Below are 25594 nucleotides of genomic sequence, written 5' to 3' on the forward strand. Positions count from 1 at the left end.
CCCGGACCGTTCAGGCGCTTAGAAATCCCAGATCACAGGCACCCAGCGGTAGGCATCACCATTGCGCGCAATGCGGCCGAGCGACGGGAACGGCAGGTGGGCCGCCACCAGCAGGCCACGGTTCTCCGCGAGTTCTTCGAAGAGACCAATGCGAACACGCGTCGACTCTTCGGGGTCGTGTTCGAAGCCGTTTTGCCATTCGGGATGGTCGAAGCCGACCGGGAACATGGCGTCCCCCGCGAACGTCAGCCGCTCATCCCCCGAGACGAGATCGACCACGCTGTGCCCCGGCGTATGGCCGCCCGTGATGCGAACGGTCACGCCCGGCGCGACCTCGCGCGAATGCTCGAACGTCTGTAACTGCTCGCGATACGCGTTGTAGAAGGCCGTCGCCGTCGTGCGGAGCACGGGCGGGACCGGCGTCGGCATGACGGTGTGCGAGAAATCGGGCGACGTCCAGAAGGCGACTTCCGTCTCCGACACGTGAATACGAACGTCCGGACGCAGACGCGACTTGACCTCGGGGACAAGCAGACCGCCCACGTGATCCATATGCATATGGGTCACGATAATGTCCGTGATCGATTCCAGCGAAATGCCAGCGGCCTGGAGTCGCTGCGGAAACAGGCCCGCACGCGGGAATCCGGGAAACTGACCACCCAGCCCGGCGTCGATGAGGATGGTCTGGCTGCCACTGCGAACCGCCATCACATTGAGCGGCCAGTCGAAGGCGTCCGGCGGCATGCACATGTCGTCGAGCCATGCTGCCAGGTCGGACGGCGCAACGTTGGTGGCCATCGTCGCCGTCGGCAACGGCAGCACGCCGTCGCTGATCACCATCGCTTCGATGTCGCCGATGCGTAGCGCGTAGCGGGAGGGCACCAGATCGACGGGTCGGTTTTCGCTGGCGAACAAAGTGTTGTCTGTCGCGGTCATCGTGAATCTCCTCAAGCGCGGCCGGTTGTCGGCCGGATTCCGGGTGGTATGTGGGGGGACGAAACGCAGTGAAGCGACTGCATCGTAGGTGCCGTCCCACGATGGCGGTAGATAGACGGGAGGAAGCGCGTTGTTGTGCTTCATGCACCAATGCGGGCCAATGCCCACGAATGCCCACCAATGCCCACCAATGCGTGAGACGCTGCATATGTCGACGTGTCTCTCGGCGCGGACCGAATTGTTGTCTCGCAGGCAACACCGTGCGTCCTTGTCGAGGGGCATGCGGTGGGGCAAAATGGACCGCCCGAAGCTTTGCCACTGGCGCTTTCCCTCCCTTCATGACCGCTTCCGCTTCCTCTTCCGCTTCCACCCCCGACTCCGGCATCGACCACAACCCGCTGTTGCTGTTCGAACGCCATCGCCCCCGGCTGTACGCGATCGCCTATCGCATGCTGGGTGCCGTGGCCGAAGCCGAAGACGTGGTGCAGGAAGCATGGCTGCGCTGGAACGGTACCGAGCGCGCGACCATCGAGACGCCGGAGGCGTGGCTCGTGACCATCACGACGCGCTTGTCCATCGACCGACTGCGAGCCGCGAAGGCGGAGCGTGAGCATTACACCGGCGTCTGGCTGCCGGAGCCGATGCTGATGTCCGCCCCCGCGACACCCGAGCAGGCACACGAGTTGGCCGACGACGTGTCGGTGGCGTTCCTGTACATGCTCGAACGCCTCTCGCCCGATGCCCGCGCCGCCTTCCTGATGCGCGACGTCTTCGACGCGGACTATGAGGACATCGCGCAGACACTCGGCAAGACACCGGCGGCAGTGCGTCAGCTCGTGCGTCGTGCAAGGCAGCAACTGCGCGACGGCACGCCCCGCGACGCGGTGCCACGCGCCACCCTGCACCGTCTGCTGCTGGCCTTTTCCGACGCCATGCAACGCAGCGATTTCCACGGCTTGCACGCGCTGCTCAGCGACGATGCCGAACTCGTGGGCGACGGCGGCGGCAAGGTCAACGCCTTTCGCAGTCTGGTCGGCGGCAAACGTCTGGCGCAACTGTTCTACGCGGGCACGCTCCGGTTCCGCGACGCGATGCGTACCGAAGTCGTCCAGATCAACGGTCAATGGGCGCTGCTGCGCTTCATCGACGGCGAGCTGGAATCCGCACAGTCGTTTGAGACCGACGGCGAACGTCTCACGCGCATTCTGGTGCAACGAAATCCCGACAAGCTCGAACGCATCGCTGCCGCCATCGGGAAGCGGTAGTTCGCCGATGCACTGAAACAGGCGCACCGGCTTTGGTGCGCGACAGGCAACATGGCGATCCCCTGCGCGGTGCTACCGCCGTGCGGCATGCCCTCATACGATAAGGACCTCTTCCCTTGCCGAGGACAAGCCATGTTGAAGATCATGAAACGCGCCACGCGCACCCAACTGGCGACAGGCGTTTTAACGCTTGCCGTCACCGGTGCCTTCGTTGGCCCGGTCGCGAACGCAGCGCCGCCGCAGCCCGTCGTGTCGGAACTGATGGAAAAAGCCTTGCCCGACATTCCCGGCAAAGACGCGTTGATGTTGACCGTCGATTACCCGCCCGGCGCGCAGGACCCGGTGCATCGCCACAACGCCTATGGCTTCGTGTATGTGCTCGAAGGCAGTATCGTCATGCAAGTCAAAGGCGGCAAGGAAGTCACGCTCACGGCCGGTCAGACGTTCTATGAAGGCCCCGAAGACGTTCACACGGTCGGGCGCAACGCCAGCAAGACGAAACCCGCCAAATTTCTGGTCATGCTCATCAAGCAACAAGGCGCCCCGGCGCTGATTCCGATCAGATGATCCCGGTGCGCTAACCCGCCACACGCTGCCCCGAGCCGCTTGCGCTTCCCTGTGCGCCCCGCCGGGCGTGCTTCCAAGCTGGCCTTTCCCCTGGAAGGTCAGCTTTTTTTGCGTTCGATGTCACAGAACGTATCGCCGGGCCGTCTTATCAGCAGGCACAACCAACGGCGGCCCAGTGACCATGTCGACACCTTCATCAGCACTCTCGATCTCCCAGAGTCCCAAGCGGGCCGACTCGCTGGCCGACAGTTTCGCGACGAGTTATGCAGGCGTCGTGGCGTTCATCGCCGTGGTGGCCGAAGGTAACTTTGCCAAGGCGGGCGACCGGCTGGGCATTGGCCGCTCGGCGGTCAGCCGCAGCGTGCAGAAGCTCGAAGACCAGCTCGGCACGCGCCTCTTTGTCCGTACGACGCGCAACACGTCGCTCAGCGACGAAGGCAAACGCTTCTACGAGCAGTGTCATCCGGGCGTCCAGCGGATCGTGCAGGCGATGGACGACATGCGTGAGTTGCGCGAAGGGCCGCCGTCGGGACAGCTGCGCGTGTGCTCGACCGTGGACTTCGGGCGCAAGATTCTGGCGCCCCTGCTGGGTGGATTTCGCGAAGCCAATCCGAACATCTCCATCGAGCTGGTGCTCGATGACAGCCCGACCGACTTCACCACCGATGGCATTGACGTGTCGTTTCGTAACGGCCGGATGGAAGACAGCCGCGTCATCGCCAGGAAGGTGATCCCGATGCAGATGGTGCTGTGTGCGTCTGCCGACTATGTCGCTAAGCATGGGCTTCCGCAGAACGTCGACGAGATCGCCGATCACCGGGGAGTGAATTTCCGGCTGGCGTCGGGTCGGGTGTCGGAATGGGAGTTCAGGGTCGACGGGCGGGCGCGCAAGATTTCGCCAAACGCCATGCTGACCTTCAACGACGAAGACCTCGTGCTGCAATCGGTACTCGACGCTCAAGGAATCGCGCAGATGGCGGCCTATCAGGTGGGCGATCACCTGCGCACCGGCCGTCTCGTTGCCTGCTTGCCGCAATATGCGCCGGAGGATCGGGGACACTTCGTGTGCTTTCTGAGCCGACAGCACTTACCGGCTCGCATTCGTGTGTTTATCGACTACATGACGGAGCAGATCCGCGCGATGGACCTGCATGTCTTGCACAACGATCTGCTGGTGAATCAAGCGCACGCCGCGTAGGCAGGTGCGGATAGCCGCCGGAATATGCGCAACGGCCTCCCGCGCTTGTCCATTGGACTTTGAAGGGGAGGCCGCAGATGCGGTCTACAGATCGATGAAGGCGCTTGCGTTCGCTATGCCCGACGCTCGTTCGCGCGGCTGAACCACGTGTCGAAGTCGGTCTTGCCCAGACGGGGAGCCGTCGTGCCGGGCACCAGCATGTCGTCGTCGAGCAATGCCCCGAAATAGCGGGCGTTCGGGTCAGCGTGCACGGTACGGCCGTCACCTGTCTTGTGCAGGTAGCGCGCTGCCAGCTCGGCCATTCGCACACGCTCCGGACCTGCGATTTCCACGACGCCGTTCACCGGCTCGCCCAGCGCCGAATCGGCCAGCGCCAGTGCCACATCGTCGGAGGCAATCGGCTGAACGAACGCCGTCGGGAGACGCACCTCGTCAGCCTGGGTCCCCGATTGCACGATGCTGCCCAGGAATTCGAAGAACTGGGTGCTGTGAACAATGGTGTACGGAATGCCGCCTTGTGCGATCAGCGCTTCCTGCGCGATCTTCGCGCGGAAGTATCCGCTCTCGGCAAGCTTCTGCGTGCCCACAACGGACAGCGCAACGTGGTGGCGCACACCGGCGCGTGCCTCGGCCGCGAGCAGATTCCGGTTCGATGTCTGGAAGAACTCCAGCACGGCCTTGTCTTCGAACGAAGGCGAGTTGGCCACATCGATCACGGTGTGAACGCCGACGAGCGCGTCGTCGAGTCCTTCTCCGGTGATCGTATTCACATGCGTGGCGGGTGAGGCTGCAATCGCTTCATGACCCAGTTCGATAAGCCGTGCGACGAGTTTTCGGCCGATCAGGCCGGTACCGCCGATAACCAGAATTTTCATGACGGGGCCGCTCAGCTGAAGTTGGCCTTGTCCAGCCCGTAAGCCTTGTCGGCCGAGCCGGGAACGGTGCGGAAGCCCACGTTGAGGCGGTTCCAGCCGTTGATGGCCATGATGGCGAAACTGAGATCCGAGATTTCCTTCTCCGACAGCTCGCCGCGCACTCGCTCGTAGATTTCGTCGGACACGCCGTGTGCACCGAGCGTGGTGAGCGCTTCGGTCCAGGCGAGACAGGCGCGCTCGCGTGCCGAGAACAAGGTCGATTCGCGCCAGATCGCGACGTGGTGCAGACGCAGTTCGCCTTCGCCGCGAATCTTCGCTTCCTTGACGTGCATGTCGAGGCAGAAGCCGCAACCGTTAATTTGCGAGGCACGGATTTCAACAAGGCTCAGAATCGACGACTCGATGGCGCTCGACTTGAGCAACATGCCGAATTCGACGAACTTCTTGAAGAGTTCCGGGGATTGGGCAAAGGCGTTCAGACGTTGGCTCATGATGACTTCCTCATTGGGTTGGCGCGCCCCGTCAGCGGTTGACGGGTTTCACGCATACGTGAACAACACCCCTATCGTAGGTCGACACAAGCACCGTCAGAAGCCCCCGGGCGGGGACTATCGTGTTGCCCTATTGGCAACAATACGCGCGAGGCGCGAAAACACCTACACGAATTGCGTTGAGCCCCCAGCGTAACAAGCGTATAAGCGAGAGAGGGAACCTCAAGTGATGCCGCACACATCCGCGTCATACAGCGGCTTTAGTCTGGAAAGTACGCTCACCCGAGCAAGCGCTATCGAATCACAGCGCCGAGGGCCTCAAGACGTCTACAGGAGCCAACATGCTCGCCCTTTCAGCGCCCGCCATTACTGCCGCGCTCCAGTCCATTGCGGAAAAGAGCCCCAACCAGCCGCCCGATGCTGTCATTAACGCGTTGCTCGCTCGCGAGTTGATACATCGGGTGGGCACGCACTTCGAACCCACCGAATTCGGCCGGTCGTACTTCCGCCGCGCCTACTCGCTTCGGCCGACGTGGTAGGGGTCGGGGCAAGCTTTGGTCACAGCAGGTGCAGAAAAGAAAAACGCCGCTGGTTAGAGCGGCGTAAGGTGCTTATACAACAGTGTTTTTTGGTAGGCCGTGCTGGACTTGAACCAGCGACCAAAGGATTATGAGTCCTCTGCTCTAACCAACTGAGCTAACGGCCCTAAACTACCGGCGCTCGCTCAGCAGCAATCAATTGCCTTCGAGGAACGACTTGAGCTTGTCGGAACGGCTCGGGTGGCGCAGCTTGCGCAGCGCCTTGGCTTCGATCTGACGAATACGCTCACGCGTCACGTCGAACTGCTTGCCCACTTCCTCGAGCGTATGGTCCGTGCTCATCTCGATACCGAATCGCATGCGCAACACCTTGGCTTCCCGCGGCGTCAGCGAATCGAGCACGTCCTTCACGACGTCGCGCATACTACCATGCAATGCGGCGTCGGCAGGGGCGACCGTGCCGGTATCTTCAATGAAATCGCCCAAATGCGAATCGTCGTCGTCACCGATCGGCGTTTCCATGGAGATCGGTTCCTTCGCGATCTTCATGATCTTGCGGATCTTGTCCTCCGGCATTTCCATCTTCTCGGCCAGCGTCGCCGGATCCGGCTCAACACCGGTTTCCTGCAGAATCTGACGCGAAATCCGGTTCATCTTGTTGATCGTTTCGATCATGTGCACCGGAATACGGATGGTACGTGCCTGGTCCGCGATCGAACGCGTGATGGCCTGACGGATCCACCACGTCGCGTACGTCGAGAACTTGTAACCACGACGGTATTCGAACTTGTCCACCGCCTTCATCAGGCCGATGTTGCCTTCCTGAATCAGATCCAGGAACTGCAGACCACGGTTCGTGTACTTCTTCGCAATCGAAATCACCAGACGCAAGTTCGCTTCGGTCATCTCGCGCTTGGCCTTGCGGGCACGGCGCTCGCCTTCCGACATCTTGCGATTGACGTCCTTCAACTCGGTCAGCGGCAACACCACGCGCGCTTGCAGGTCGATCAGCTTCTGCTGCAATTCCTGAACGGCCGGCACGTTACGCTCAACCACCGAGCTGTACGCCTTGTTGTCGGCCACAACCGTGTAGATCCAGTCGAGATTGGTTTCGTTGCCCGGGAAACGCGACACGAAATCCGCACGCGGCATGCCGCACTTGTCGACCACGATGTTCAGGATCGCACGCTCGATGTTGCGCACTTCGTCCACCTGCGAACGCAGCGTGTCGCACAGACGCTCGACCGTACGTGCAGTGAAGCGGATCATCATCAGTTCAGCCTGGATCGACTCACCAGCCTTCACGTACGACTTGGACTGGTAGCCTTCCTTCTCGAACGCACGACGCATCTTGCCGAACCAGTCGGCGATCACGGCGAACTTGGCAAGCGAGTCACGCTTGAGCTGCTCGACCTGCGCTGCCGAAGCTGCGCCGCCGTTGCTGCTATCCTCTTCCTCGTCGCCGTCTTCCTCTTCCTCTTCTTCCTCTTCTTCTTCCGCATCAGCGTCGAAGTCTTCGTCGTCAGAGGCTGCGGCGGCCGCATTGGCTTCCGCATTCGGATCGATCAGGCCGTCGACCACTTCGTCGATGCGCATTTCTTCGCGCTCGACCTTCTCGGCCATCGCCAGGATCTCGGCAATCGTCGTCGGGCATGCGGAGATGGCCTGCACCATGTGCTTCAGGCCTTCTTCGATGCGCTTGGCGATCTCGATTTCCCCTTCACGCGTCAGCAGCTCGACCGTGCCCATTTCGCGCATGTACATACGCACCGGGTCGGTCGTGCGGCCGAACTCCGAATCGACCGTCGAGAGGGCCGCTTCCGCTTGCTCCTCAACTTCGTCGTCCGTCGCAGCGTTCGGGGCATTGTCGTTGAGCAGCAGCGTCTCGGCATCGGGTGCCTGCTCGTAGACAGCCACGCCCATGTCGTTAAACGTTGCGATCACGCCTTCCAGCGCGTCGCCTTCGACCACATCGTCGGGGAGGTGGTCATTGATCTCTGCAAAGGTCAGGAAGCCTCGTTCCTTGCCCAGCTTGATCAGTGTCCGCAGCTTGCCACGACGTTCCTCAAGTTCCTCGGCCGTACCGGGCTGGTGCGAGGAAAATGCGTCCTTGAGCAGTGCTTTCTCTTTTGCCCGGCGATCACGCGCCTTCTGCTTTTCCACTTTGGTCTGATCTTCGTTCACGGGTTGATCATTAGTATTCGCTGCGACGTTCTGCTCCCCCGGGGCGGCGGTCTTCGCGGCTCTGCCGCGTGCTTTGGTCGGGACGACCGGCTCAACTGCTGCCGACGTAACCTCCACCACTGCCTCCGGTTTGCTGGAAGCCCCGGTCTTGCGTGGGGCTTTCGTCGCAGGTGTACTGCGGCCCGCCGGGCTCGAAGCCTTGGCGGTAGTTGCGCTCTTCGCGCTTTTTTCAGCGGGTTGTCGGGCCTGCGGTTTCCCGCCTGCCGTCGCCTTCGCGGCCGTTGCCGGCTTGGTCGCCTTGACCGTTTTCGCGGTCGTGGCGGGCGGCTCAGACTTCACCGTCGGCCTGGCTGCCTTGGCAGCCCCCACCGTCGCGGCGGTCGCACTCTTGCGCTTGGTGACATCGGTCACCTTCGCAGCCGTATTGCCGATTGCCTTCTTGGCACCGGCAGCTGCCTTGGTTTGCGTAGTACGTTTCGCCGAACTTGCCTGGCTGGCTGTTTTCTTCGAGGCTTGCGACGCCGCACCGGCTTTCGCTGCAACGCCAGCTTTCGCAGAACGAGACGCCCCCTTCCCACCTGACGCCGCCGCCGCACTGGTCGCGCGTTTAGCTGTCGGTGAAGGGATAACCGTCTTTTTTCCGCTGGTCGTTGTCATCTTTGCCATAGCGATCTCGCTTGCCAGAAAACAGCCCACTGAAAACCTTTAATTATAGCACGCGGGCATACCTCAACTTCGCGCGCCTCCTGTGCTGGCCGTAGCCAGCCACCGCTTCAATTCGTCGCGTTCCCGCGACAGCGCTTGAGCGTGGCGCAATTCATCGGGCGTCAACGACGCCCGCTTGAAAATCGTCTCCAATTCTTCGCACAACCGGTCGTACTGCAAACGCCGGATGGCACTACGCAACTCGGTGAGGCGTAAAGCGATCTGCTCTTCGCGACGCTCGACCTGCGCCTCATCGGCCGGATCGAACAACATCAGATCCCGCGCATTTTCTTCAAATGCCAGAATTTCGCGAATGATGTCGTCGAAACTGGCCCAGTTCGGCGAAATCCGCAGCCGATCCGACATATAGCGGAAATCGGCCTGCGCACCCATTTCGCGGCACAGCGTCAGCACTTCCGAGAAAATCTCGCCGTGCTGCCCCATCTCCCGCAAAATCTTGGTCTCTTCGTCGGTTAATTCGTTTCCCAGCGCCGGGAACATCAGCAAGTTCTGCAATGCCCGATGCTCGGTACCGACCACGCGACGCTTCTCGCGCTTGGCCGGTGCTTTGTCCCACGTGTTCTGACGGCGCGCAGCGCCGATGTGCAACTCGCAAAGCTCCGCAACTTCCTCGACCGAGCTGCCCACCCGCTCGGCCAGGGCATGAATGATCTGGCCACGCAGCGCGTTAGCGGGCATCTGCTGCAACAGCGGCTTGGCCTCGAACAACGCACGCGCCCGCCCTTCCGGCTGGTGCATTTCCTTGCCCGCCGTCACTTCGCCGATCAGGAACTGCGACATCGGCATGGCGCGCGAGACTTCGTCTGCAAACGCTTGCGTGCCGTGCTCGCGCACATAGCTGTCCGGATCGTGCTCGCTCGGCAAAAACAGAAACTTGAAACTCCGGTTGTCGTCGGCATGCGGCAGGCAGGCTTCAAGTGCACGACGCGCCGCCCGGCGCCCCGCCGCATCTCCATCGAAGCTGAACACCACCGTTTCGGTCTGGCGCAGGAGCTTCTGCACATGCATCGGCGTGCAGGCCGTACCGAGCGTTGCGACCGCCTGCGGAAAACCAAGCTGGGCCAGCGCCACGACATCCATATAGCCTTCGACCACCAGCACGTAACCCGCGTCCCGAATGCCGATGCGCGCCTCGAACAATCCGTATAACTCGCTACCCTTGCTAAAGAGCGGCGTCTCAGGAGAATTCAGATACTTGGGCTCGCCCTTATCCAGCACGCGTCCGCCGAAGGCGATGACCTGGCCTTTCGTATTCCGGATCGGAAACATGATCCGGTCGCGGAAACGGTCGTAGCGTCGCTTCGTGCTGCCCGGCTCGCCCTTTTCGCTCTCGATGACGAGACCGGCGTCAAGCAACTGGTCGTCGCGGTAATTCTCAAACGCCGCTTCCAGGTTCTGCCAGGCTTCCGGGGCGTAACCGAGCCCGAAATGTGCTGCGATTTCCCCCGTCAATCCACGTCGTTTCAAATATTCGATGGCTACCGGCGCGCCGCGCAGCTGCTTGCGGTAGTAGTCGCAAGCGCGCGTCATCACGTCGACGAGGCCGAGGGTCTGCGCACGTTGCGCAGCCGGTGCCGGTGCGCCCGGCAGGGGCGCTTCTCGCGGCACGTCCAACCCGACGTTGCGGGCCAGCTCTTCCACGGCTTCGACAAATCCGAGCCCGGCATGCTCCATGAGGAAGCTGATCGCGCTGCCGTGCGCGCCACACCCGAAGCAGTGATAGAACTGCTTGGTGGGACTTACCGTAAATGAGGGCGACTTCTCGTTATGAAAGGGGCACAGCCCCATGAAGTTCGCCCCGCCCTTCTTCAACTGCACGTAACGGCCCACCACCTCGACAATATCGACGCGGTTGAGCAAGTCCTGCAAAAACGACTGGGGAATCACTGGATCGGTGCCATCGCAACGCGGTGCCGCACCGTCGCACAAGCAACAGCGCCTTACCGCACTACCGGATTACGCAGCCAGCGCCGCCTTCACTTGCGCGGACACGGCAGTCATGTCGGCACGGCCCGCCAACAGACCCTTGAGCACGCCCATCACCTTACCCATGTCCTGCGGGCCGGCTGCGCCCGTTTGCGCCACGGCCGCTTTCACCGCCTGTGCAACTTCGTCTGCCGAGAGTTGCTGCGGCATGTAGACCATGAGTACTTCGACTTCGGCGGCTTCCTTATCGGCCAGATCGGCGCGGCCAGCGGCCTGGAACTGACTGATGGAATCTTTGCGTTGTTTGATCAGTTTGTCGACGATGGCAACGGTGGCCGCGTCATCGAGGGTGATGCGCTCGTCGACTTCCTTTTGTTTGATTGCCGCAAGCAGCAGGCGGATGGTCCCCAGTTTGTCGGCGGCCTTGGCACGCATGGCCGTCTTCATGTCTTCGTTAATGCGTTCTTTCAGACTCATGAGCAGGGATTCCGGAATTCGATTACGTTTCAGTGTAGTGCATGCCGCCCCAAAGAAAAGGACGGCGACGGTGTGACACGCACCGCGCTGCGCCGCTGCCGGTGCACTGGCGCAGCGTTCACGGGGGCACAAAGCACAAAAACCCGCTTGCGGAAACGATCACACGTGCGATCACAAGCGGGCTCGCCGGAGAGTTAGACCGCCCGGACACCGGCATTGTTCGATGCCTCATGTCGCTGGCGTATCGGACGCTAATCTTCAGGCAATGCGCCGGAGGCGTCTGAAAGTAACCAAAACGCCTTCCGAAACGACTATTACGACAGATACAGCGCCGTCTCCACGAAGGAGAGATCGTAGCATAACGGTCTAGTGGCCGTCTACGACAGCGCGTCGCCTTGGGGCGGTCAGATGCCCTCGCCAGCGGCTTTGGCCGCCTGGATGCTTTCGGACATCGCCCGTGCGCACGCCACTGCCGACGCCCACGCCCACTGGAAGTTGTAGCCACCGAGCCAGCCCGTCACGTCGACCACTTCCCCGACAAAGTGCAGCCCCGGTTGCGCGCGCGCCTCCAGCGTGGCCGAGGACAGTGCGCGGGTGTCGACGCCACCGCGCGTCACTTCCGCCTTGCGCCAGCCTTCCGAGCCGCAAGGCTTGAGCGTCCAGCCGGAAAACGCCTGTGCGAGCGAGCGCAGCGCTTTGTCCGGCAACTCCTGCACGCGCGCTTGCGGCGAGAGGCCGCTATTGGCGACCCATGCATCCGCCAATCGCGCCGGAACCCATTGCCCCAGCAAGTTGCTCAATTGACGTTTGGACGACGCCTTGGCTTCAAACAGCGCCGCCTCGATATCGGACGTCGGCGCGAGATTCAGCGTAATCGGCTGTCCCGGCGTCCAGAAACTGGAAATCTGAAGAATCGCCGGACCGGACAGACCGCGGTGCGTGAACAACAGATCCTCAAGAAAGCTGCCCGCATCCTTACCTTTGCCCGTGCTGACGTCGACTTCCAGCGACAAACCCGACAGTCCGACGAAGGGTGCCCAGGTCGACGCATCGAACATCAGGGGGACGAGCGCCGGTCGTGGCTCTACGATATCCAGACCGAACTGACGCGCGATTCGATACCCCCAGTCCGTCGCCCCAATCTTCGGAATCGACAGTCCGCCAGTCGCGATCACGAGACGTTTTGCCGCGATATGCCCGGCATCTGTCGTCAAGTGATAGCGGTGCGCCCCACCGGCCTCGGTGTACGCGACCGTATGGACCGCACACGGCATGCGCCAGTGCACGTGCCCCGCTGCACACTCGTTTCGCAGCATTTCGATGACGTCTTCGGCACTTTCGTCGCAGAAGAGCTGACCGCGATGCTTTTCGTGCCACGCAATCCGGTGGCGCTTGAGCAGATCGAGGAAGTCGCGCGGGGTGTAACGCGCGAGCGCTGAACGACAGAAACGCGGATTCTCCGACAGATAGTTCGCCGGGCCCGCATTGATATTGGTGAAATTGCAGCGACCGCCGCCCGAGATTCGAATCTTCTCAGCGAGACGCGTCGCGTGATCGATGAGCACCACGCGCAGGCCCAGTTGCCCGGCCACCGCCGCGCACATCAGGCCGGCCGCACCAGCCCCCACAATCGCTACATCGAACTTTTCCATGGCGCGCATTGTAACCGGCAGCCGATGAGGCCGACTGGTATACTTCCGGGTTCCCCATTAAAGTTGACGCTGCGCGCATCCCCATCCGCCATGCTGGTTCTAGGCATTGAAAGCTCCTGCGACGAAACCGGGCTCGCCCTCTACGACACCGAGGCCGGGCTGCTCTCGCACGCGCTGCATTCGCAGATTGCGATGCATCGCGAGTACGGCGGCGTGGTGCCTGAGCTGGCGTCACGCGACCACATTCGTCGCGCCCTGCCATTGGCCGAAGAGGTGCTCGCGCAAGCTGGCAAGCCGCTGAGCGCCGTCGACGCCATCGCCTACACGCAAGGCCCCGGTCTCGCAGGTGCGCTGCTGGTGGGCGCAAGCGTCGCCAACGCCCTCGCCTTTGCACTCGACCGCCCGGTCGTCGGTGTGCACCACCTAGAAGGCCATTTGCTGTCGCCGCTGCTCGCCCCGGACGCGCCCGACTTCCCCTTCGTCGCCCTGCTGGTCTCCGGTGGCCACACGCAGTTGATGGAAGTCCGCGCGTTCGGACAGTACGCTATGCTCGGCGAAACGCTCGACGACGCGGCCGGTGAAGCCTTCGACAAGACGGCCAAACTGCTCGGACTCGGCTATCCGGGCGGCCCTGCCGTCTCGCGTCTGGCCGACTTCGGCACGCCGGGACGCTTCGACCTGCCGCGCCCGATGAAGCACTCGGGCAATCTGGATTTCAGCTTCAGCGGCCTGAAGACGGCGGTACTCACGCAGGTCCGCAATCTCGGCGGCAACGTCTGCGAACAGGAAAAATCCGACCTCGCGCGTGGCTTCGTCGACGCGATTGTCGACGTCCTCGTGGCCAAGTCGATGGCTGCCCTGAAGCAGACCGGCATGAAGACGCTGGTCGTCGCCGGGGGGGTGGGTGCCAACGCTCAACTGCGCGCCGGGTTGAACGAAGCGGCACGGCGCCGTGGCTACCGCGTGCACTACCCCGACCTCGCGTTCTGCACCGATAACGGCGCGATGATCGCCTTTGCGGGCGCGATGCGTCTCAAGCACTGGCCGGACGAAGCGGATAGCGAATACGCCTACACGGTGCGCCCGCGTTGGGATCTGGCGGATATCGTGCGAAGTGTGTAACGCGATGTCGATGACCTGACGATCTGCACATCCTCCGGCGAACGCCCAAGAAAAAACCGCTCCGAGGAGCGGTTTTTTTACGTCCGACGAAAGTCTCGGACGATCACGCCGCCACGCGCTTATCTCGCTCGATCACGGCATAGGCGCTGTGGTTGTGGATCGATTCGAAGTTCTCGGCCTGAAGCACGTAGGCTGCGACGCGCGGCTCATTGTTCAGACGCGTCGCCACGTCACGCACCAGATCCTCCACGAACTTCGGATTCTCATAGGCGCGTTCGGTCACGTACTTCTCGTCCGGGCGCTTGAGCAGCCCCCACAACTCGCACGACGCTTCCTCTTCCGCCATCCGCACCAGTTCTTCGACCGCGATGTCGCCTGCGATCTCGGCGTCGATGGTGATATGCGAGCGCTGATTGTGCGCACCGTATTGCGAGATCTTCTTCGAGCACGGGCACAGGCTCGTGACCGGCACGAGCACCTTGAGCCACACGCGCGTCTCGCCGTTGCGAACGTCGCCGGTCAGGGTGACTTCGTAGTCCATCAGGCTCTGCACGCCTGAGACCGGCGCCGTCTTGTTGATGAAGTACGGGAACGTCACTTCGATGCGACCGGCTTCGGCTTCGAGCTTGTCGAGCATGCTGGCGAGCATTGCGCGGAAGCCCGCCACGTTCATCGGCTCGCGGTTCGCTTCGAGCAAGGCGACGAAACGCGACATATGCGTGCCCTTCTGGTCGGCAGGCAGATGCACGTCGAGATTGAACAGGCCAATGGTGGCCTGCACGTCGCCGTCGGCCAGACGCACCGACAACGGATGACGCACGCCACGCACACCAACGCGCTGAATCGGAATCTGCCGGGTGTCGACGGTGCTCTGCACATCCGGCATGACGAAAGCGGGGTTCATCTGGTTCATCTAATTTCCTTCTTTGCCGGCAAGCCGACTGGGGGGAGGCAATGGGCAAACGTATCCGACACACGGCTCGCGGGCCTCTGCCGAGTGGCGTCGGGAACGTGCCGGAGAACCCCGGCACGGGATGGGGAATGCGTCTTTCAAAACGAAACGATCCGGCGCTTGGGCCGGATCGTTCGCAGACTCGAGACTACCGGACAGGTCAGGCGACGAGCTTCGCCGCGGTCTTGCCGGTTATCTGAGCGGCCTCTGCCGACAGAAGATCGAAGCGCTCGCAGATCGACTTGGCGATACCTGCGGCGTCCAGACCCACACCGGACAGCAACAACGCCGGGTCGCCATGATCGATGAAGCGATCGGGCAGGCCCAATTGTAGTACGGGTCGATGCCCCCCGCTGGCCAACAGGGATTCGGCCACTGCCGAGCCCGCGCCGCCCATGATGCTGCCCTCTTCCACCGTCACGAGGTAGTCGTGCGTTTGCGCCAGTCGTGCGATCAGTTCGTCGTCGATCGGCTTGACGAAGCGCATGTCGGCCACGGTCGCGTCGAGTTGCGCTGCCGCAGCAAGCGACGGGGCCACCATGCTACCGAAAGCGAGAATGGCGACGCGACGTCCGGCTTCCGCCTGGCTCTCGCGACGGACCACGCCCTTGCCGATCGGCAGTGCCGTCATCGTCTGTTCGATCACGGCACCCGTGCCTGCGCCACGCGGATAGCGCACCGCCGACGGACCGTCGATCTGCACGCCGGTGTACAGCATCTGGCGGCACTCGTTCTCGTCCGACGGGGCCATCACGACCATGTTCGGAATGCAACGCATGAACGGAATGTCGTACGCTCCGGCGTGGGTCGCACCGTCGGCACCCACGAGGCCCGAGCGGTCCAGCGCGAACACGACCGGCAGGTTTTGCAGCGCGACGTCGTGAATCAGTTGATCGTAACCGCGCTGGAGGAACGTCGAGTAGATCGCCACGATCGGCTTCAGACCTTCGGTCGCCATGCCGCCAGCAAACGTCACCGCATGCTGCTCGGCGATGCCCACGTCGTAGTAACGATCCGGGAAACGCTTCTCGAACTCCACGAGGCCGGAGCCTTCGCGCATGGCCGGCGTAATGCCCACAATGCGCTTGTCCACCGCAGCGATATCGCACAGCCAGTCGCCGAACACTTGCGTGTACGTCTTCTTGCTGCTCGTGCTCGGCTTGATACCTTCGGCCGGGTTGAACTTGCCCGGACCGTGATACAGCACCGGGTCGGCTTCCGCGAGCTTGTAGCCATAGCCCTTGCGCGTGACCACGTGCAGGAACTGCGGACCCTTCAGATTCTTGATGTTCTCGAGCGTCGGAATCAGCGAGTCGAGGTCGTGACCGTCGATCGGGCCGATGTAGTTGAAGCCGAATTCTTCGAACATCGTGGCCGGCACGACCATGCCCTTGGCATGCTCTTCGAACTTGCGCGCCAGCTCCAGCACCGGGGGTGCCACGCTCAGTACCTTCTCCACGCCCTTCTTCGCAGCGGCGTAGAAACGGCCCGACATCAGACGGGCCAGATAGCGGTTGAGCGCACCGACCGGCGGCGAGATCGACATGTCGTTGTCGTTGAGGATGACCAGCAGCGGCACGTCTTCATGCACGCCGGCGTTGTTCATCGCCTCGAACGCCATACCGGCCGTCATCGAACCGTCGCCGATCACAGCGATGCCGAAGCGGTTCTCACCCTTCGTGCGTGCGCCGAGCGCCATGCCGAGCGCCGCCGAGATCGACGTGCTCGAATGCGCCGTGCCGAACGTGTCGTACGGTGATTCGTCGCGCTTCGGGAAACCCGAGATACCGCCAAGCTGACGCAGCGAACCCATCTGTTCGCGACGACCCGTCAGGATCTTGTGCGGATAGCTCTGGTGGCCCACGTCCCAGACAATGCGATCTTCCGGCGTGTTGAAGACGTAGTGCAGCGCAATCGTCAGCTCGACCGTGCCGAGGTTGGACGACAGGTGGCCGCCGGTACGCGACACACTCTCAAGCACGAAAGCCCGCAGCTCTTCGGCCAGCGGCGCGAGTTGGCGACGCTCCAGACGCCGCAAATCGGCCGGGTCATCGATAGTATTTAGAAGTTCGTACATCGTCGTTCCATATATAGGCGTTCTTTACCGGTCAACTCCCCCTGTGAGTTGTTCCCGATCTCCTGCCGATGCGTTCTGTGGGGAGAAACGCGTCGACCCTCCTTGCCCCTTGCTTATCGCTACTGCCAGCAGTCCCCGGATACGCATTACCCCACGCCCCAGAGACTGCCCAGAAAACTCATTTGCCGATGATGCGTCGCGCCTTCCGCCACGAATCGTCGGCTTACATCTAATCTACGTCGGTCAATTAATGCGATCGACAACGTAATCGGCCAGTGCACGCAGACGATCCGCGTTACCCAGCGACGCACTCGCTGCATGCGCATCGGCACGCAGCTTTTCCGCGTAGCCGCGTGCGCCATCGAGGCCCATCAGCGACACGTAGGTCGGCTTGTCGTTGGCGGCGTCCTTGCCTGCGGTCTTGCCCAGCGTGGCCGAGTCGGCCGTCGTGTCGAGAATGTCGTCCACCACCTGGAAAGCCAGTCCGACGGCTGCCGCGTAGGCGTCGAGCGCGACCGTTTCGTCGTCCGACAGCGCGCGGCCACAGATAGCGCCCATACGCAGCGAAGCACGCAGCAATGCGCCCGTCTTCAGGCGATGCATGTTTTCCAGTTGCGACTGCGTGAGCTTGATGCCCACGCTTTCCAGATCGATGGCCTGACCGCCTGCCATACCGAGCGCACCCGAAGCCAGCGCCAGTTCGCGCACCAGCGCAAGCGACTGCGCTGCGCTCAGATCGCCCGTTGCCTCGCCCAACAGCGCGAAGGCCTGCGTCTGCAGACCGTCGCCGGCGAGCAGACCGGTCGCTTCGTCGTACTGCACGTGCACCGTCGGCTTGCCACGGCGCAGGTCGTCATCGTCCATGCACGGCAGATCGTCGTGCACCAGCGAATACGCATGAATCATTTCGACGGCGCATGCCGCGCGATCGAGCGCCGTCTCGCTGGCCTGCGTCACTTCGCCCGCAGCGAAGCACAGCAGCGGGCGCACCCGCTTGCCGCCACCGAGCACGGCGTAACGCATCGACTCGTTGAGTCGCGCCGAGCCGCCATCGGTCGCCTTGGGCAGCGCAGCGTCGAGCGCCTGTTCCACACGGGCCTGTACTGCCTGCATCCAGGCCTTGATATTCTGATCCGCCATCGTCTTCGTCCTACACGTGCCCGTCGGGCCGTGCTTGTTATTGAAGCGCCCCGGTGTCTTGCTGGGGGACGCCTTGGGTCGTGGGTCGTCTTGCCGTAATTCGGGTTGGCTGCTCAGGCGACTTAGAACTCGTCGCGCGAAGACGCTTCGAGCGGCTTGAGCGTCTCGCCTTCGAGCACCTTCACCTGCTGCTCGACCTTCTCGAGCAGACCCTGGCAGTACTTCACCAGGACGGCGCCGCGCCGATACGCGCCCAACGATTCTTCCAGTCCCAGCTCACCGCCCTCCATGCGTCCGACGAGCTGTTCGAGCTCAGCCAGCGCAGCCTCATAGGTCTCGGGCAGGTCTTGCGGCACCTCGGGCGCCGCGTCTTGCGACTTTGCAGTCTTAGCCATAAACGCAAAATTCGGGTCGAATGTTCCATTTTACGGCAAAAGCGCATTAGCTCGCAGAGCGTAAATTGCCTGAAATCGGGTCCGGATGACTTTTTTCGGACATTATTTAACGTAAATCATGGACTTAGCAGCCCTCGGATGCTTAGACCGGGTATAATCGTCGGTTCCCCTAAATCGATTTTTCGATGGTTGGGTTGTTCACTGCTTTCAAGCTAGACGGGAGTGGGAATGTCCAATCTAAGCAGCGCTTTGCAACTGAAGCCAGCCTCAAGCCAACTACCGGTCTACACGTATTTCGACGAGGCGCTCCTCGCCCGCGAGCGTGAAGTCCTGTTTAAGCACGGCCCCCGTTACGTGGGCCACGAATTGATGGTCCCGGAAGTCGGCGATTATTTTGCCCTTCCGGCAGAGCAGGAGGGGCGCATGCTGGTCCGCAACGGTACGGGCGAGCATAACGGCGTCGAACTGCTCTCGAACGTCTGCCGTCATCGTCAGGCGGTCATGCTCAATGGGCGTGGAAACACGCCCAATATCGTTTGCCCGCTTCACCGTTGGACTTACGACACAAAGGGCGAACTGCTCGGCGCGCCGCATTTCCCGGAGAAGCCCTGCCTGAACCTCGGCAAGTTCCCGCTGCAACGCTGGAACGGGCTGCTGTTCGAAGCAGAAGGCCGCGATGTGCAGGCCGATCTCGCACGACTGGGCGTGAAGCACCATCTCGACTTCTCGAACTTCATGTTCGATCACGTCGAAGTGCACGAATGTAACTACAACTGGAAGACGTTCATCGAGGTTTATCTCGAGGACTATCACGTCGTGCCGTTCCATCCCGGTCTGGGCAGCTTCGTTTCGTGCGAAGACCTGAGCTGGGAGTTCGGCGACTGGTACAGCGTCCAGACGGTTGGCGTGCATGAAGGTCTCGCCAAACCCGGCAGCCCCATCTACCGCCAGTGGCACGACGTGCTGCTGCGCTACCGGGAAGGCGTGCCGCCGGACTTCGGTGCGATCTGGATGGTGTACTACCCACATCTCATGATCGAGTGGTATCCGCACGTGCTCGTGGTGTCGTGGCTGATCCCGAACGGACCACAGAAGACGACGAATATCGTCGAATTCTATTACCCCGAGGAAATCGCGCTCTTCGAACGCGAATTCATCGAAGCCGAGCGTGCCGCCTACATGGAAACGGCGCGCGAAGACGACGAAATTGCCGAACGCATGGACGCCGGGCGCCGCGCCCTGTTCCAGCGTGGCGTCTCGGAAGTGGGCCCATATCAGAGCCCGATGGAAGACGGCATGCAACACTTCCACGAGTTCCTGCGTCGCCAGATGGGGGATTTCTAAGCCTCAGCGGCTCAGGAAGTCTCATTGCATGAGAACGCAAAACCATCTGACGGAAGTCCTGTCGGATTGGCCTCGCGGACGCCTGTGGTGCCGGCGAGACTGAATTAAATATTTGCCGAAAAAACGCTGAACGGCGGGCCATGTGCCCGCCGTTTTCGTTAGAATCGACGCCATGCTTCCAATATGACCGTGCACTGATCGTTTGTGCTGCACGAGTCGCCCGCGTTCAGCACAAAACGCGCTCGTTCGTCTCCTCGCCGTCATCGGCCACAATTCGCCATGCAATCGCTCTGGATGTTGGTCTCCGCCTTCATGTTCACGTTGATGGGGCTCTTCATCAAACTGGCGGCAAACGAATACAACACCGGCGAAATCGTTCTCTACCGCAGCCTTATCGGCGTGATCGTCCTTCTGGGGATGGCGCGTTTGCGCGGCCAGTCCATTCGTACGCGCCATCTGGGGTCGCACATCAAACGCAGCACGGCCGGCGTCATTTCCCTCGGTCTATGGTTCTTTTCGCTCACACAGTTGCCGCTCTCCACGGCAATGACGCTCAACTACATGTCGCCGATCTGGATTTCATTGATCGTGATGGGGACGGCGGCAATGCGCGGCAGCCTGCGCACCGATTTCAGGCTGGTGGCGGCGATCTTCGCCGGTTTCGTCGGTGTAGCGCTCCTGCTGCAACCGACCATCGACAGCCAGGCGTGGGTTGCCGGTGTCGCAGGCGTCGTCTCGGGCGTGTTCTCGGCCGTCGCATACATGCAGGTCAAGGAGCTAGGCGCAGCGGGCGAACCCGACTGGCGCATCGTCTTCTATTTCTCGGCGGGCGGGGTGCTGCTCGGTCTGGCCTGGGTCGCCATCGAAGGCTTGCACCCGATGACCTGGCGCGGCGCCGGCCTGATGCTAGGCGTCGGGATCGCTGCACTGATTGCGCAGACGGCGCTCACCCGGGCGTTCAGTCTTGGCAACACGCTCGTCACTGCGAATCTCCAATATTCCGGCGTAATCTTCGCTACACTGATCAGCATGCTTGTCTGGGGCGACTGGCCTGCACTGGCCGGCTGGATCGGCATGCTGCTCATCGTAGCGAGCGGCATGACCGCGCTGCGCCGGCCTTCCCCCTCCGCCTGATCGCCGCCGAACGAATCCCCCACGCCCGTCTGCGGAGACGCCATGATTCATACGCATTTCACCACGCTCATCAGTCCGCAAAATCTCGATGCGCTGATGCAAACCGCCGCCGGTGGCGGCGCCCCGGTGGTCATCTTCGATTGCCGTTTCGATCTTGCCAATCCCAAGGCCGGCGAGGAAGCCTACGTTCAGGGCCATATCTTCGGCGCGTTCTATGCGCATCTCGAACGCGATCTCTCGGGCAAGACGAACGGAAAGAACGGACGTCACCCGTTGCCCGATCGCGATGCCCTCGTCCGACATCTCGCCGCATGCGGCCTGTCGAAGGGCCAGCAGGTTGTTGCGTATGACGCTCAGGGCGGCATGTACGCCGCGCGCCTGTGGTGGCTGCTGCGCTGGCTCGGACACGAGTCGGTCGCGGTACTCGACGGCGGCCTGCAAGCCTGGGAAGCCGCCGGATTCAAGCTCGACGCCGCACCGCCCGAAGCGCCGCCTCCCGGCGATTTCGCGCCGGGCGAACCGCTGGCGACGACGGCAGACGCCGCCGCCATCGAGCGCAACCTCACGTCGCACGAGCGTCTTGTTATCGACGCCCGCGCACCGGACCGCTATCGCGGCGAAAACGAAACCCTCGACCCGATTGGCGGCCATATTCCAGGCGCAAAGAATCGCTTCTTCAAAGACAACCTCGGCGCGGACGGTCGATTCAAACCTGCAGCCACACTGCGCGAGGAGTTCACACAAGTGATCGGCCACGACCGCCTGCCGGAACGCGTCATCTCGCAATGCGGCTCGGGCGTGACCGCGTGCCACAATCTGCTGGCAATGGAAGTGGCGGGTCTGCACGGGGCGAGCCTCTACCCCGGCTCGTGGAGCGAGTGGTGCGCGGACAAGCGTCGTCCGGTTTCGACGGGTGCACAACCCTGATTTCAGTCGGCCAGTAATGCAAAGGGCACCCCGAATGAGGTGCCCTTTTTTGTGCCGTTCGATGTCGCTCGTTACTCGTTACTCGCCACTCGACTTAACTACGCTTGCCGACATCGCCAGCGCACTTCCGCCTTCGTCATGGCCGTGCCCGTGGTCATGCCCATTGAGCCACACGACCAACGCCAGCCCAACACCGATCAACAGGATCTGCGGCAGGGCGTCGCGCGGCGACGTGCGTCGTTGCATCTGCGGCATGAGATCCGACACGGCAATGTAGATGAAGCTGCTCGCTGCGAGCGCCAGCAGGTACGGGATCAGGCTTTGCAGACGATCCAGCATGAAGTAACCGAGCACGCCACCCAGCAAGGCCGTCAGACTGGACGCCAACGTGAGCACCAGCGCCTTGCGGCGCTTGAAACCCGCGTTCAGCAACACCATGAAGTCGCCCAGCTTGTGCGCGACTTCGTGCACCGTGATCGACACCGTGGCCGCCACACCCAGACGCGGATCGGTCAGAAAAGCGGCCGCAATCACCACGCCGTCGGCGAAATTGTGGATCGCGCTGCCCACCAGAATCATCCAGCCGCCCTTGCCCGCTTCGTGCGCGTCATGGCCATGCTCGTGATGATGTCCGTCCCCTTCGTGGTGGTGGCTATGGCGCAGCAACGCCAGCTTTTCCAGCAGGAAGAACCCCAACAGCCCGCCCAGCAACCAGCGTGTGATGACGTGGGCGTCAACGTGCGACTCCAGACTTTCCGGCAGTAGATGCAACAACGCCGTGCCGAGCAGCACGCCTGCCGAGAAGCTCACCATCTTGTCGATGAGCTTCGAGAGCAGCCCCAGCGACAGTGACGCCGCCCCGAAAAGGCTCAGCACGCCGGAAGCCAGCGTGGCGATAACGATGAAAACAAAGATGGCGTCGATGGTGATTCTCCCGCGGGCAAGCCGGCGATTTAACCAGCTTTTACCGTTACAGGCAAACCGTTGGTACATCGAGGCGTGCAGCGCCTACGCAGGCGATCGGGCAAGGGCCACGCGCCGTCAGCATGCCGACGGCTCTCCCCCTCACCTCCCTGCCATCAAGCGACGCCGTGCTTCCGAAGCCAGTCCTGCGCCAGCTTCCAACCCTCTTTCGCATCGGCCTCGACATAGCTCGAACGATAATCCGCGAAGAACGCGTGGCCCGAGTTCGGGAACACCTTCAGCTCCGAGCGCTTCGACGCAGCATCGCCCTTGGCCAGCGCCTCGCGCGCCTGTTCGACGCTCGCGACCGGAATTCCCGTGTCCTTGCCGCCGTACAACCCCAGCAACGGGCCGTGCAGCTTGCCAGCGATGTCGATCGGGTTCTGCGGGAAGTTCTCGCTCTTGTCGCCGACGATGCGTCCGTACCACGCCACCGCCGCCTTCACGTTCGGGTTATGCGCGTCGTACAGCCACGCGACACGTCCGCCCCAGCAGAAGCCGGTAATGCCCAGACGCTTTTCGTCGCCGCCGTTGGCCACCGCCCACTTCACGGTCGCGTCGATGTCGCTCATGACTTGCTTGTCCGGCGTCTTCGCTACGATTTGGGATTGGATCTCTGCAATCGTGCCCAACGATTGCGGGTCGCCCGCACGCACGAACAACTCAGGCGCAACTGCCAGATAGCCGAGCTTCGCGAAGCGACGGCAGATATCGGCGATGTGCTGATGCACGCCGAAAATCTCCGAGACGACAACGATCGTCGGCAGATGTGTCTTACCCGCGGGCTTTGCGTAGTACACCGGCATCTTGATACCGGACACCTCGAGCATGTACTCGCCCGCGTCCAGTCCTTGCGTGTCGGTGGTGATCGTTTCGGCCGCCACCGGCAACACCGCCAGTGCAAACGCCGATCCGACGGCGGTCTTCAGAAAATCGCGCCGGTTACGCGGCGCCACTTCGGGTACGAGACTATCCAGATCCGCTTGCGACATGTCGCACTCCAGGAGAAAGCGTCAATAAGAAAATGGTCGGGAAGACCGCCGACCGAGGGTCGGACGTTCGGATATTACTAGAGGGGAAATTCGCGCGCACTCAGCACGAAGCATGAAAAAAAGCCGTGCAGGCAAAGTGCCTGCGCGGCCGGGACGTCAGTGCAGCTTCACGCGCGGCACGGTCGAGCGCCGCAGACGGTTAGCCACCGTATCGAGCATCATTCGCCAGACGCCATGCAGCGCCGCCACGTGCATCCGATAGAGCGACGTGTACATCACGCGGGCGAACAGCCCTTCGATGAACATGCTGCCGCCGATCAGTCCGCCCATCAGGTTACCCACGGCGCTGAACTTGCCCAGCGAGACCAGTGAGCCGAAGTCGCGGTACGTGAACGTCGGCAAGCTCTGTCCCTTGAGACGTGCCTCGACGGCCTTCACAAGGAAACTCGCCTGCTGGTGCGCCGCCTGCGCGCGCGGCGGCACGAAGCCATGCTCCGGCCACTCGCAGCTCGCGCAATCGCCGAACGCGAAGATGTCCGGATCGGTCTTGCTTTGCAGCGTCGGCAGCACTTCGATCTGATTCAGACGATTGACGTCCAGCCCCAGTGTGCCAAGCACCGGCGGTGCAGTAATGCCCGCCGACCAGACCGTGATGTCTGCAGGCAGAATCTTGCCGCTGGTCAGGGTCACTTCGTTGGCACGCACTTCCGCCACCGAATCGCCACACAGAATGTCGACGTCCAGCTTGGCGAGCAACCCGGCGACCGCGCCCGACACACGCTCCGGCAACGCTTTCAGAATGCGCGGGCTCGATTCGATGATGGTGATGCGCACGTCCTTGCGCGGGTCGAGCTTCAAACCGTAGGAGCGCAACACTTCAGCGGTATTGCGCAACTCGGCCGACAGTTCCACACCCGTCGCCCCCGCACCGACGATCACGAGATTGACCTTGGGACGCTGAGCGCCCGGCGGCGACAGCAACGCGCCACCGCTCTGCACCTCAGTCGCAGCAGCCGGTGCCGACGCTTCGGCAGCACTCTGCGCACGCACGCAAGCCGCCATCAACCGGCGACGGAAACGTTCGGCCTGTTCGACCGTATCGAGGGCAATGGTGTGTTCCCTCGCGCCCGGAACACCGAAGAAATTGGTCGTGCTGCCGATGGCGAGCACGAGCGTGTCGTACGGCAACGTGCGCTCGGGCAGCAGATCGCCCTCGCCTTCGTCGTCCGCCGCCGGGACGGCAGCCAGACGGATGGTCTTGGCGACACGATCCAGCCCGATCATCTCGCCCGTCGCGAACTCGAAGTGATGCCAGTTCGCCTGCGCCACGTAAGAGAGCTGATGCGTCGCCGTATCCATGACACCGGCCGCGACCTCATGCAGCAACGGCTTCCAGATGTGCGACAGGGAACGGTCGACCAGCGTTATTTGAACGTCCTTGCCACGCCCGTACTTGTCGCCCAACCGGGTGACGAGTTCGAGACCGCCGGCGCCTCCGCCGACCACAACGATACGATGCACACTCACGATAACTCCCCGTGCTTGGAAAACCGTCCGGCCGGTCAGCATTTGCCAGACCGGCGATAGCGATTACCATACCGCAGAGTGCGGACTTAGGGTATACCCGCCACCCTATTTCCGCTATTGCGTGACCTTGATCGTAGTGGCGGCCAAAGCGTGCTGCAACGTCGACCGCCTCACACACCGCCTCA

General features: G+C 62.2%; 23 protein-coding genes and 1 tRNA gene. 9 read left to right on the top strand and 15 right to left on the bottom strand.

Annotation, left to right across the window (positions count from 1 at the left end; all coding sequences use genetic code 11):
* Positions 1-18 precede the first annotated feature (18 nt).
* The gene (locus tag NTU39_RS17480; protein WP_150663317.1) at positions 19-936 is read right to left on the bottom strand and encodes an MBL fold metallo-hydrolase; all 918 of its coding nucleotides are present in this window, start codon (positions 934-936) and stop codon (positions 19-21) included.
* A 338-nt stretch (positions 937-1274) separates the two neighbouring features.
* Here NTU39_RS17480 and NTU39_RS17485 point away from each other — a divergent pair, with 338 nt between their 5' ends.
* From NTU39_RS17485 to NTU39_RS17495, 3 genes are all read left to right on the top strand, one after another.
* The gene (locus tag NTU39_RS17485; protein WP_373275319.1) at positions 1275-2201 is read left to right on the top strand and encodes an RNA polymerase sigma-70 factor; all 927 of its coding nucleotides are present in this window, start codon (positions 1275-1277) and stop codon (positions 2199-2201) included.
* 144 nt (positions 2202-2345) lie between these two features.
* Positions 2346-2768, top strand: coding sequence for a cupin domain-containing protein (locus NTU39_RS17490; RefSeq protein WP_373275413.1), 423 nt, complete (start codon positions 2346-2348; stop codon positions 2766-2768).
* A 181-nt stretch (positions 2769-2949) separates the two neighbouring features.
* Positions 2950-3966 carry a LysR family transcriptional regulator gene (locus tag NTU39_RS17495; RefSeq protein ID WP_150663320.1) on the top strand — a complete coding sequence of 339 codons (1017 nt, stop codon included), beginning with the start codon at positions 2950-2952 and terminating at the stop codon, positions 3964-3966.
* A 113-nt stretch (positions 3967-4079) separates the two neighbouring features.
* Here NTU39_RS17495 and NTU39_RS17500 read toward each other — a convergent pair whose 3' ends face one another.
* Positions 4080-4841, bottom strand: coding sequence for an SDR family oxidoreductase (locus NTU39_RS17500; protein ID WP_257958155.1), 762 nt, complete (start codon positions 4839-4841; stop codon positions 4080-4082).
* A gap of 11 nt (positions 4842-4852) precedes the next feature.
* Positions 4853-5332 (bottom strand): carboxymuconolactone decarboxylase family protein, encoded by a 480-nt coding sequence (locus NTU39_RS17505; RefSeq protein ID WP_039397361.1) that lies wholly within the window; start codon positions 5330-5332, stop codon positions 4853-4855.
* Positions 5333-5673: 341 nt separating this feature from the next.
* Between NTU39_RS17505 and NTU39_RS17510 the strand changes: the two genes are divergently transcribed.
* Positions 5674-5871 carry a hypothetical protein gene (locus NTU39_RS17510; protein WP_150663322.1) on the top strand — a complete coding sequence of 66 codons (198 nt, stop codon included), beginning with the start codon at positions 5674-5676 and terminating at the stop codon, positions 5869-5871.
* A gap of 90 nt (positions 5872-5961) precedes the next feature.
* On the opposite strand, the gene NTU39_RS17515 is transcribed toward NTU39_RS17510, so the two are convergent.
* Together NTU39_RS17515 and rpoD are read right to left on the bottom strand one after the other, a co-directional pair.
* Positions 5962-6038: transfer RNA gene (locus NTU39_RS17515), tRNA-Ile, on the bottom strand.
* Positions 6039-6066: 28 nt separating this feature from the next.
* Positions 6067-8172: an RNA polymerase sigma factor RpoD gene (gene rpoD, locus NTU39_RS17520; protein ID WP_246184452.1), complete on the bottom strand. Its 2106-nt coding sequence runs from the start codon at positions 8170-8172 to the stop codon at positions 6067-6069.
* A gap of 13 nt (positions 8173-8185) precedes the next feature.
* Here rpoD and NTU39_RS27015 point away from each other — a divergent pair, with 13 nt between their 5' ends.
* Positions 8186-8764, top strand: coding sequence for a hypothetical protein (locus NTU39_RS27015; RefSeq protein WP_257958156.1), 579 nt, complete (start codon positions 8186-8188; stop codon positions 8762-8764).
* A gap of 20 nt (positions 8765-8784) precedes the next feature.
* Here the strand turns inward: NTU39_RS27015 and dnaG are convergent, their stop codons facing one another.
* The 3 genes from dnaG to NTU39_RS17540 form a co-directional block, all read right to left on the bottom strand.
* Entirely contained in the window at positions 8785-10668 is a 1884-nt protein-coding gene (gene dnaG / locus NTU39_RS17530; protein ID WP_257960100.1) for a DNA primase, read from the bottom strand.
* A 69-nt stretch (positions 10669-10737) separates the two neighbouring features.
* Entirely contained in the window at positions 10738-11184 is a 447-nt protein-coding gene (locus NTU39_RS17535) for a GatB/YqeY domain-containing protein (protein WP_150659826.1), read from the bottom strand.
* Between the two features lie 404 nt (positions 11185-11588).
* A complete protein-coding gene (locus NTU39_RS17540; RefSeq protein WP_257958157.1) occupies positions 11589-12836 on the bottom strand; it encodes a BaiN/RdsA family NAD(P)/FAD-dependent oxidoreductase in 1248 nt (415 codons plus the stop codon).
* 90 nt (positions 12837-12926) lie between these two features.
* On the opposite strand from NTU39_RS17540, the gene tsaD reads away from it, so the two are divergent.
* Positions 12927-13958, top strand: coding sequence for a tRNA (adenosine(37)-N6)-threonylcarbamoyltransferase complex transferase subunit TsaD (gene tsaD / locus NTU39_RS17545; RefSeq protein ID WP_150663325.1), 1032 nt, complete (start codon positions 12927-12929; stop codon positions 13956-13958).
* Positions 13959-14061: 103 nt separating this feature from the next.
* Here the strand turns inward: tsaD and folE2 are convergent, their stop codons facing one another.
* The 4 genes from folE2 to NTU39_RS17565 all read right to left on the bottom strand — a co-directional run bounded on the left by folE2 (position 14062) and on the right by NTU39_RS17565 (position 18522).
* On the bottom strand, positions 14062-14871 hold the full coding sequence (gene folE2 / locus NTU39_RS17550; protein WP_233326309.1) for a GTP cyclohydrolase FolE2: 810 nt from the start codon (positions 14869-14871) through the stop codon (positions 14062-14064).
* 199 nt (positions 14872-15070) lie between these two features.
* Positions 15071-16987 (bottom strand): 1-deoxy-D-xylulose-5-phosphate synthase, encoded by a 1917-nt coding sequence (dxs, locus tag NTU39_RS17555; RefSeq protein WP_257958158.1) that lies wholly within the window; start codon positions 16985-16987, stop codon positions 15071-15073.
* 243 nt (positions 16988-17230) lie between these two features.
* A complete protein-coding gene (locus tag NTU39_RS17560) occupies positions 17231-18127 on the bottom strand; it encodes a polyprenyl synthetase family protein (RefSeq protein ID WP_257958159.1) in 897 nt (298 codons plus the stop codon).
* 122 nt (positions 18128-18249) lie between these two features.
* On the bottom strand, positions 18250-18522 hold the full coding sequence (locus NTU39_RS17565; RefSeq protein WP_150578213.1) for an exodeoxyribonuclease VII small subunit: 273 nt from the start codon (positions 18520-18522) through the stop codon (positions 18250-18252).
* Positions 18523-18750: 228 nt separating this feature from the next.
* Here NTU39_RS17565 and NTU39_RS17570 point away from each other — a divergent pair, with 228 nt between their 5' ends.
* The 3 genes from NTU39_RS17570 to NTU39_RS17580 all read left to right on the top strand — a co-directional run bounded on the left by NTU39_RS17570 (position 18751) and on the right by NTU39_RS17580 (position 21927).
* The gene (locus tag NTU39_RS17570) at positions 18751-19866 is read left to right on the top strand and encodes an aromatic ring-hydroxylating oxygenase subunit alpha (RefSeq protein ID WP_150663329.1); all 1116 of its coding nucleotides are present in this window, start codon (positions 18751-18753) and stop codon (positions 19864-19866) included.
* A 279-nt stretch (positions 19867-20145) separates the two neighbouring features.
* Positions 20146-21000, top strand: coding sequence for a DMT family transporter (locus NTU39_RS17575; protein WP_150663330.1), 855 nt, complete (start codon positions 20146-20148; stop codon positions 20998-21000).
* Between the two features lie 42 nt (positions 21001-21042).
* A complete protein-coding gene (locus NTU39_RS17580; protein WP_039397336.1) occupies positions 21043-21927 on the top strand; it encodes a sulfurtransferase in 885 nt (294 codons plus the stop codon).
* Between the two features lie 78 nt (positions 21928-22005).
* Here NTU39_RS17580 and NTU39_RS17585 read toward each other — a convergent pair whose 3' ends face one another.
* From NTU39_RS17585 to NTU39_RS17595, 3 genes are all read right to left on the bottom strand, one after another.
* On the bottom strand, positions 22006-22920 hold the full coding sequence (locus NTU39_RS17585) for a ZIP family metal transporter (protein WP_257958160.1): 915 nt from the start codon (positions 22918-22920) through the stop codon (positions 22006-22008).
* A gap of 86 nt (positions 22921-23006) precedes the next feature.
* The gene (locus NTU39_RS17590) at positions 23007-23882 is read right to left on the bottom strand and encodes a dienelactone hydrolase family protein (protein WP_257958161.1); all 876 of its coding nucleotides are present in this window, start codon (positions 23880-23882) and stop codon (positions 23007-23009) included.
* A gap of 156 nt (positions 23883-24038) precedes the next feature.
* Positions 24039-25403, bottom strand: coding sequence for an NAD(P)/FAD-dependent oxidoreductase (locus NTU39_RS17595; protein WP_174984429.1), 1365 nt, complete (start codon positions 25401-25403; stop codon positions 24039-24041).
* Positions 25404-25594: the final 191 nt, after the last annotated feature.

This window comes from Pandoraea commovens, assembly GCF_024704525.1.
Taxonomy (GTDB): Bacteria; Pseudomonadota; Gammaproteobacteria; order Burkholderiales; family Burkholderiaceae; genus Pandoraea; species Pandoraea commovens.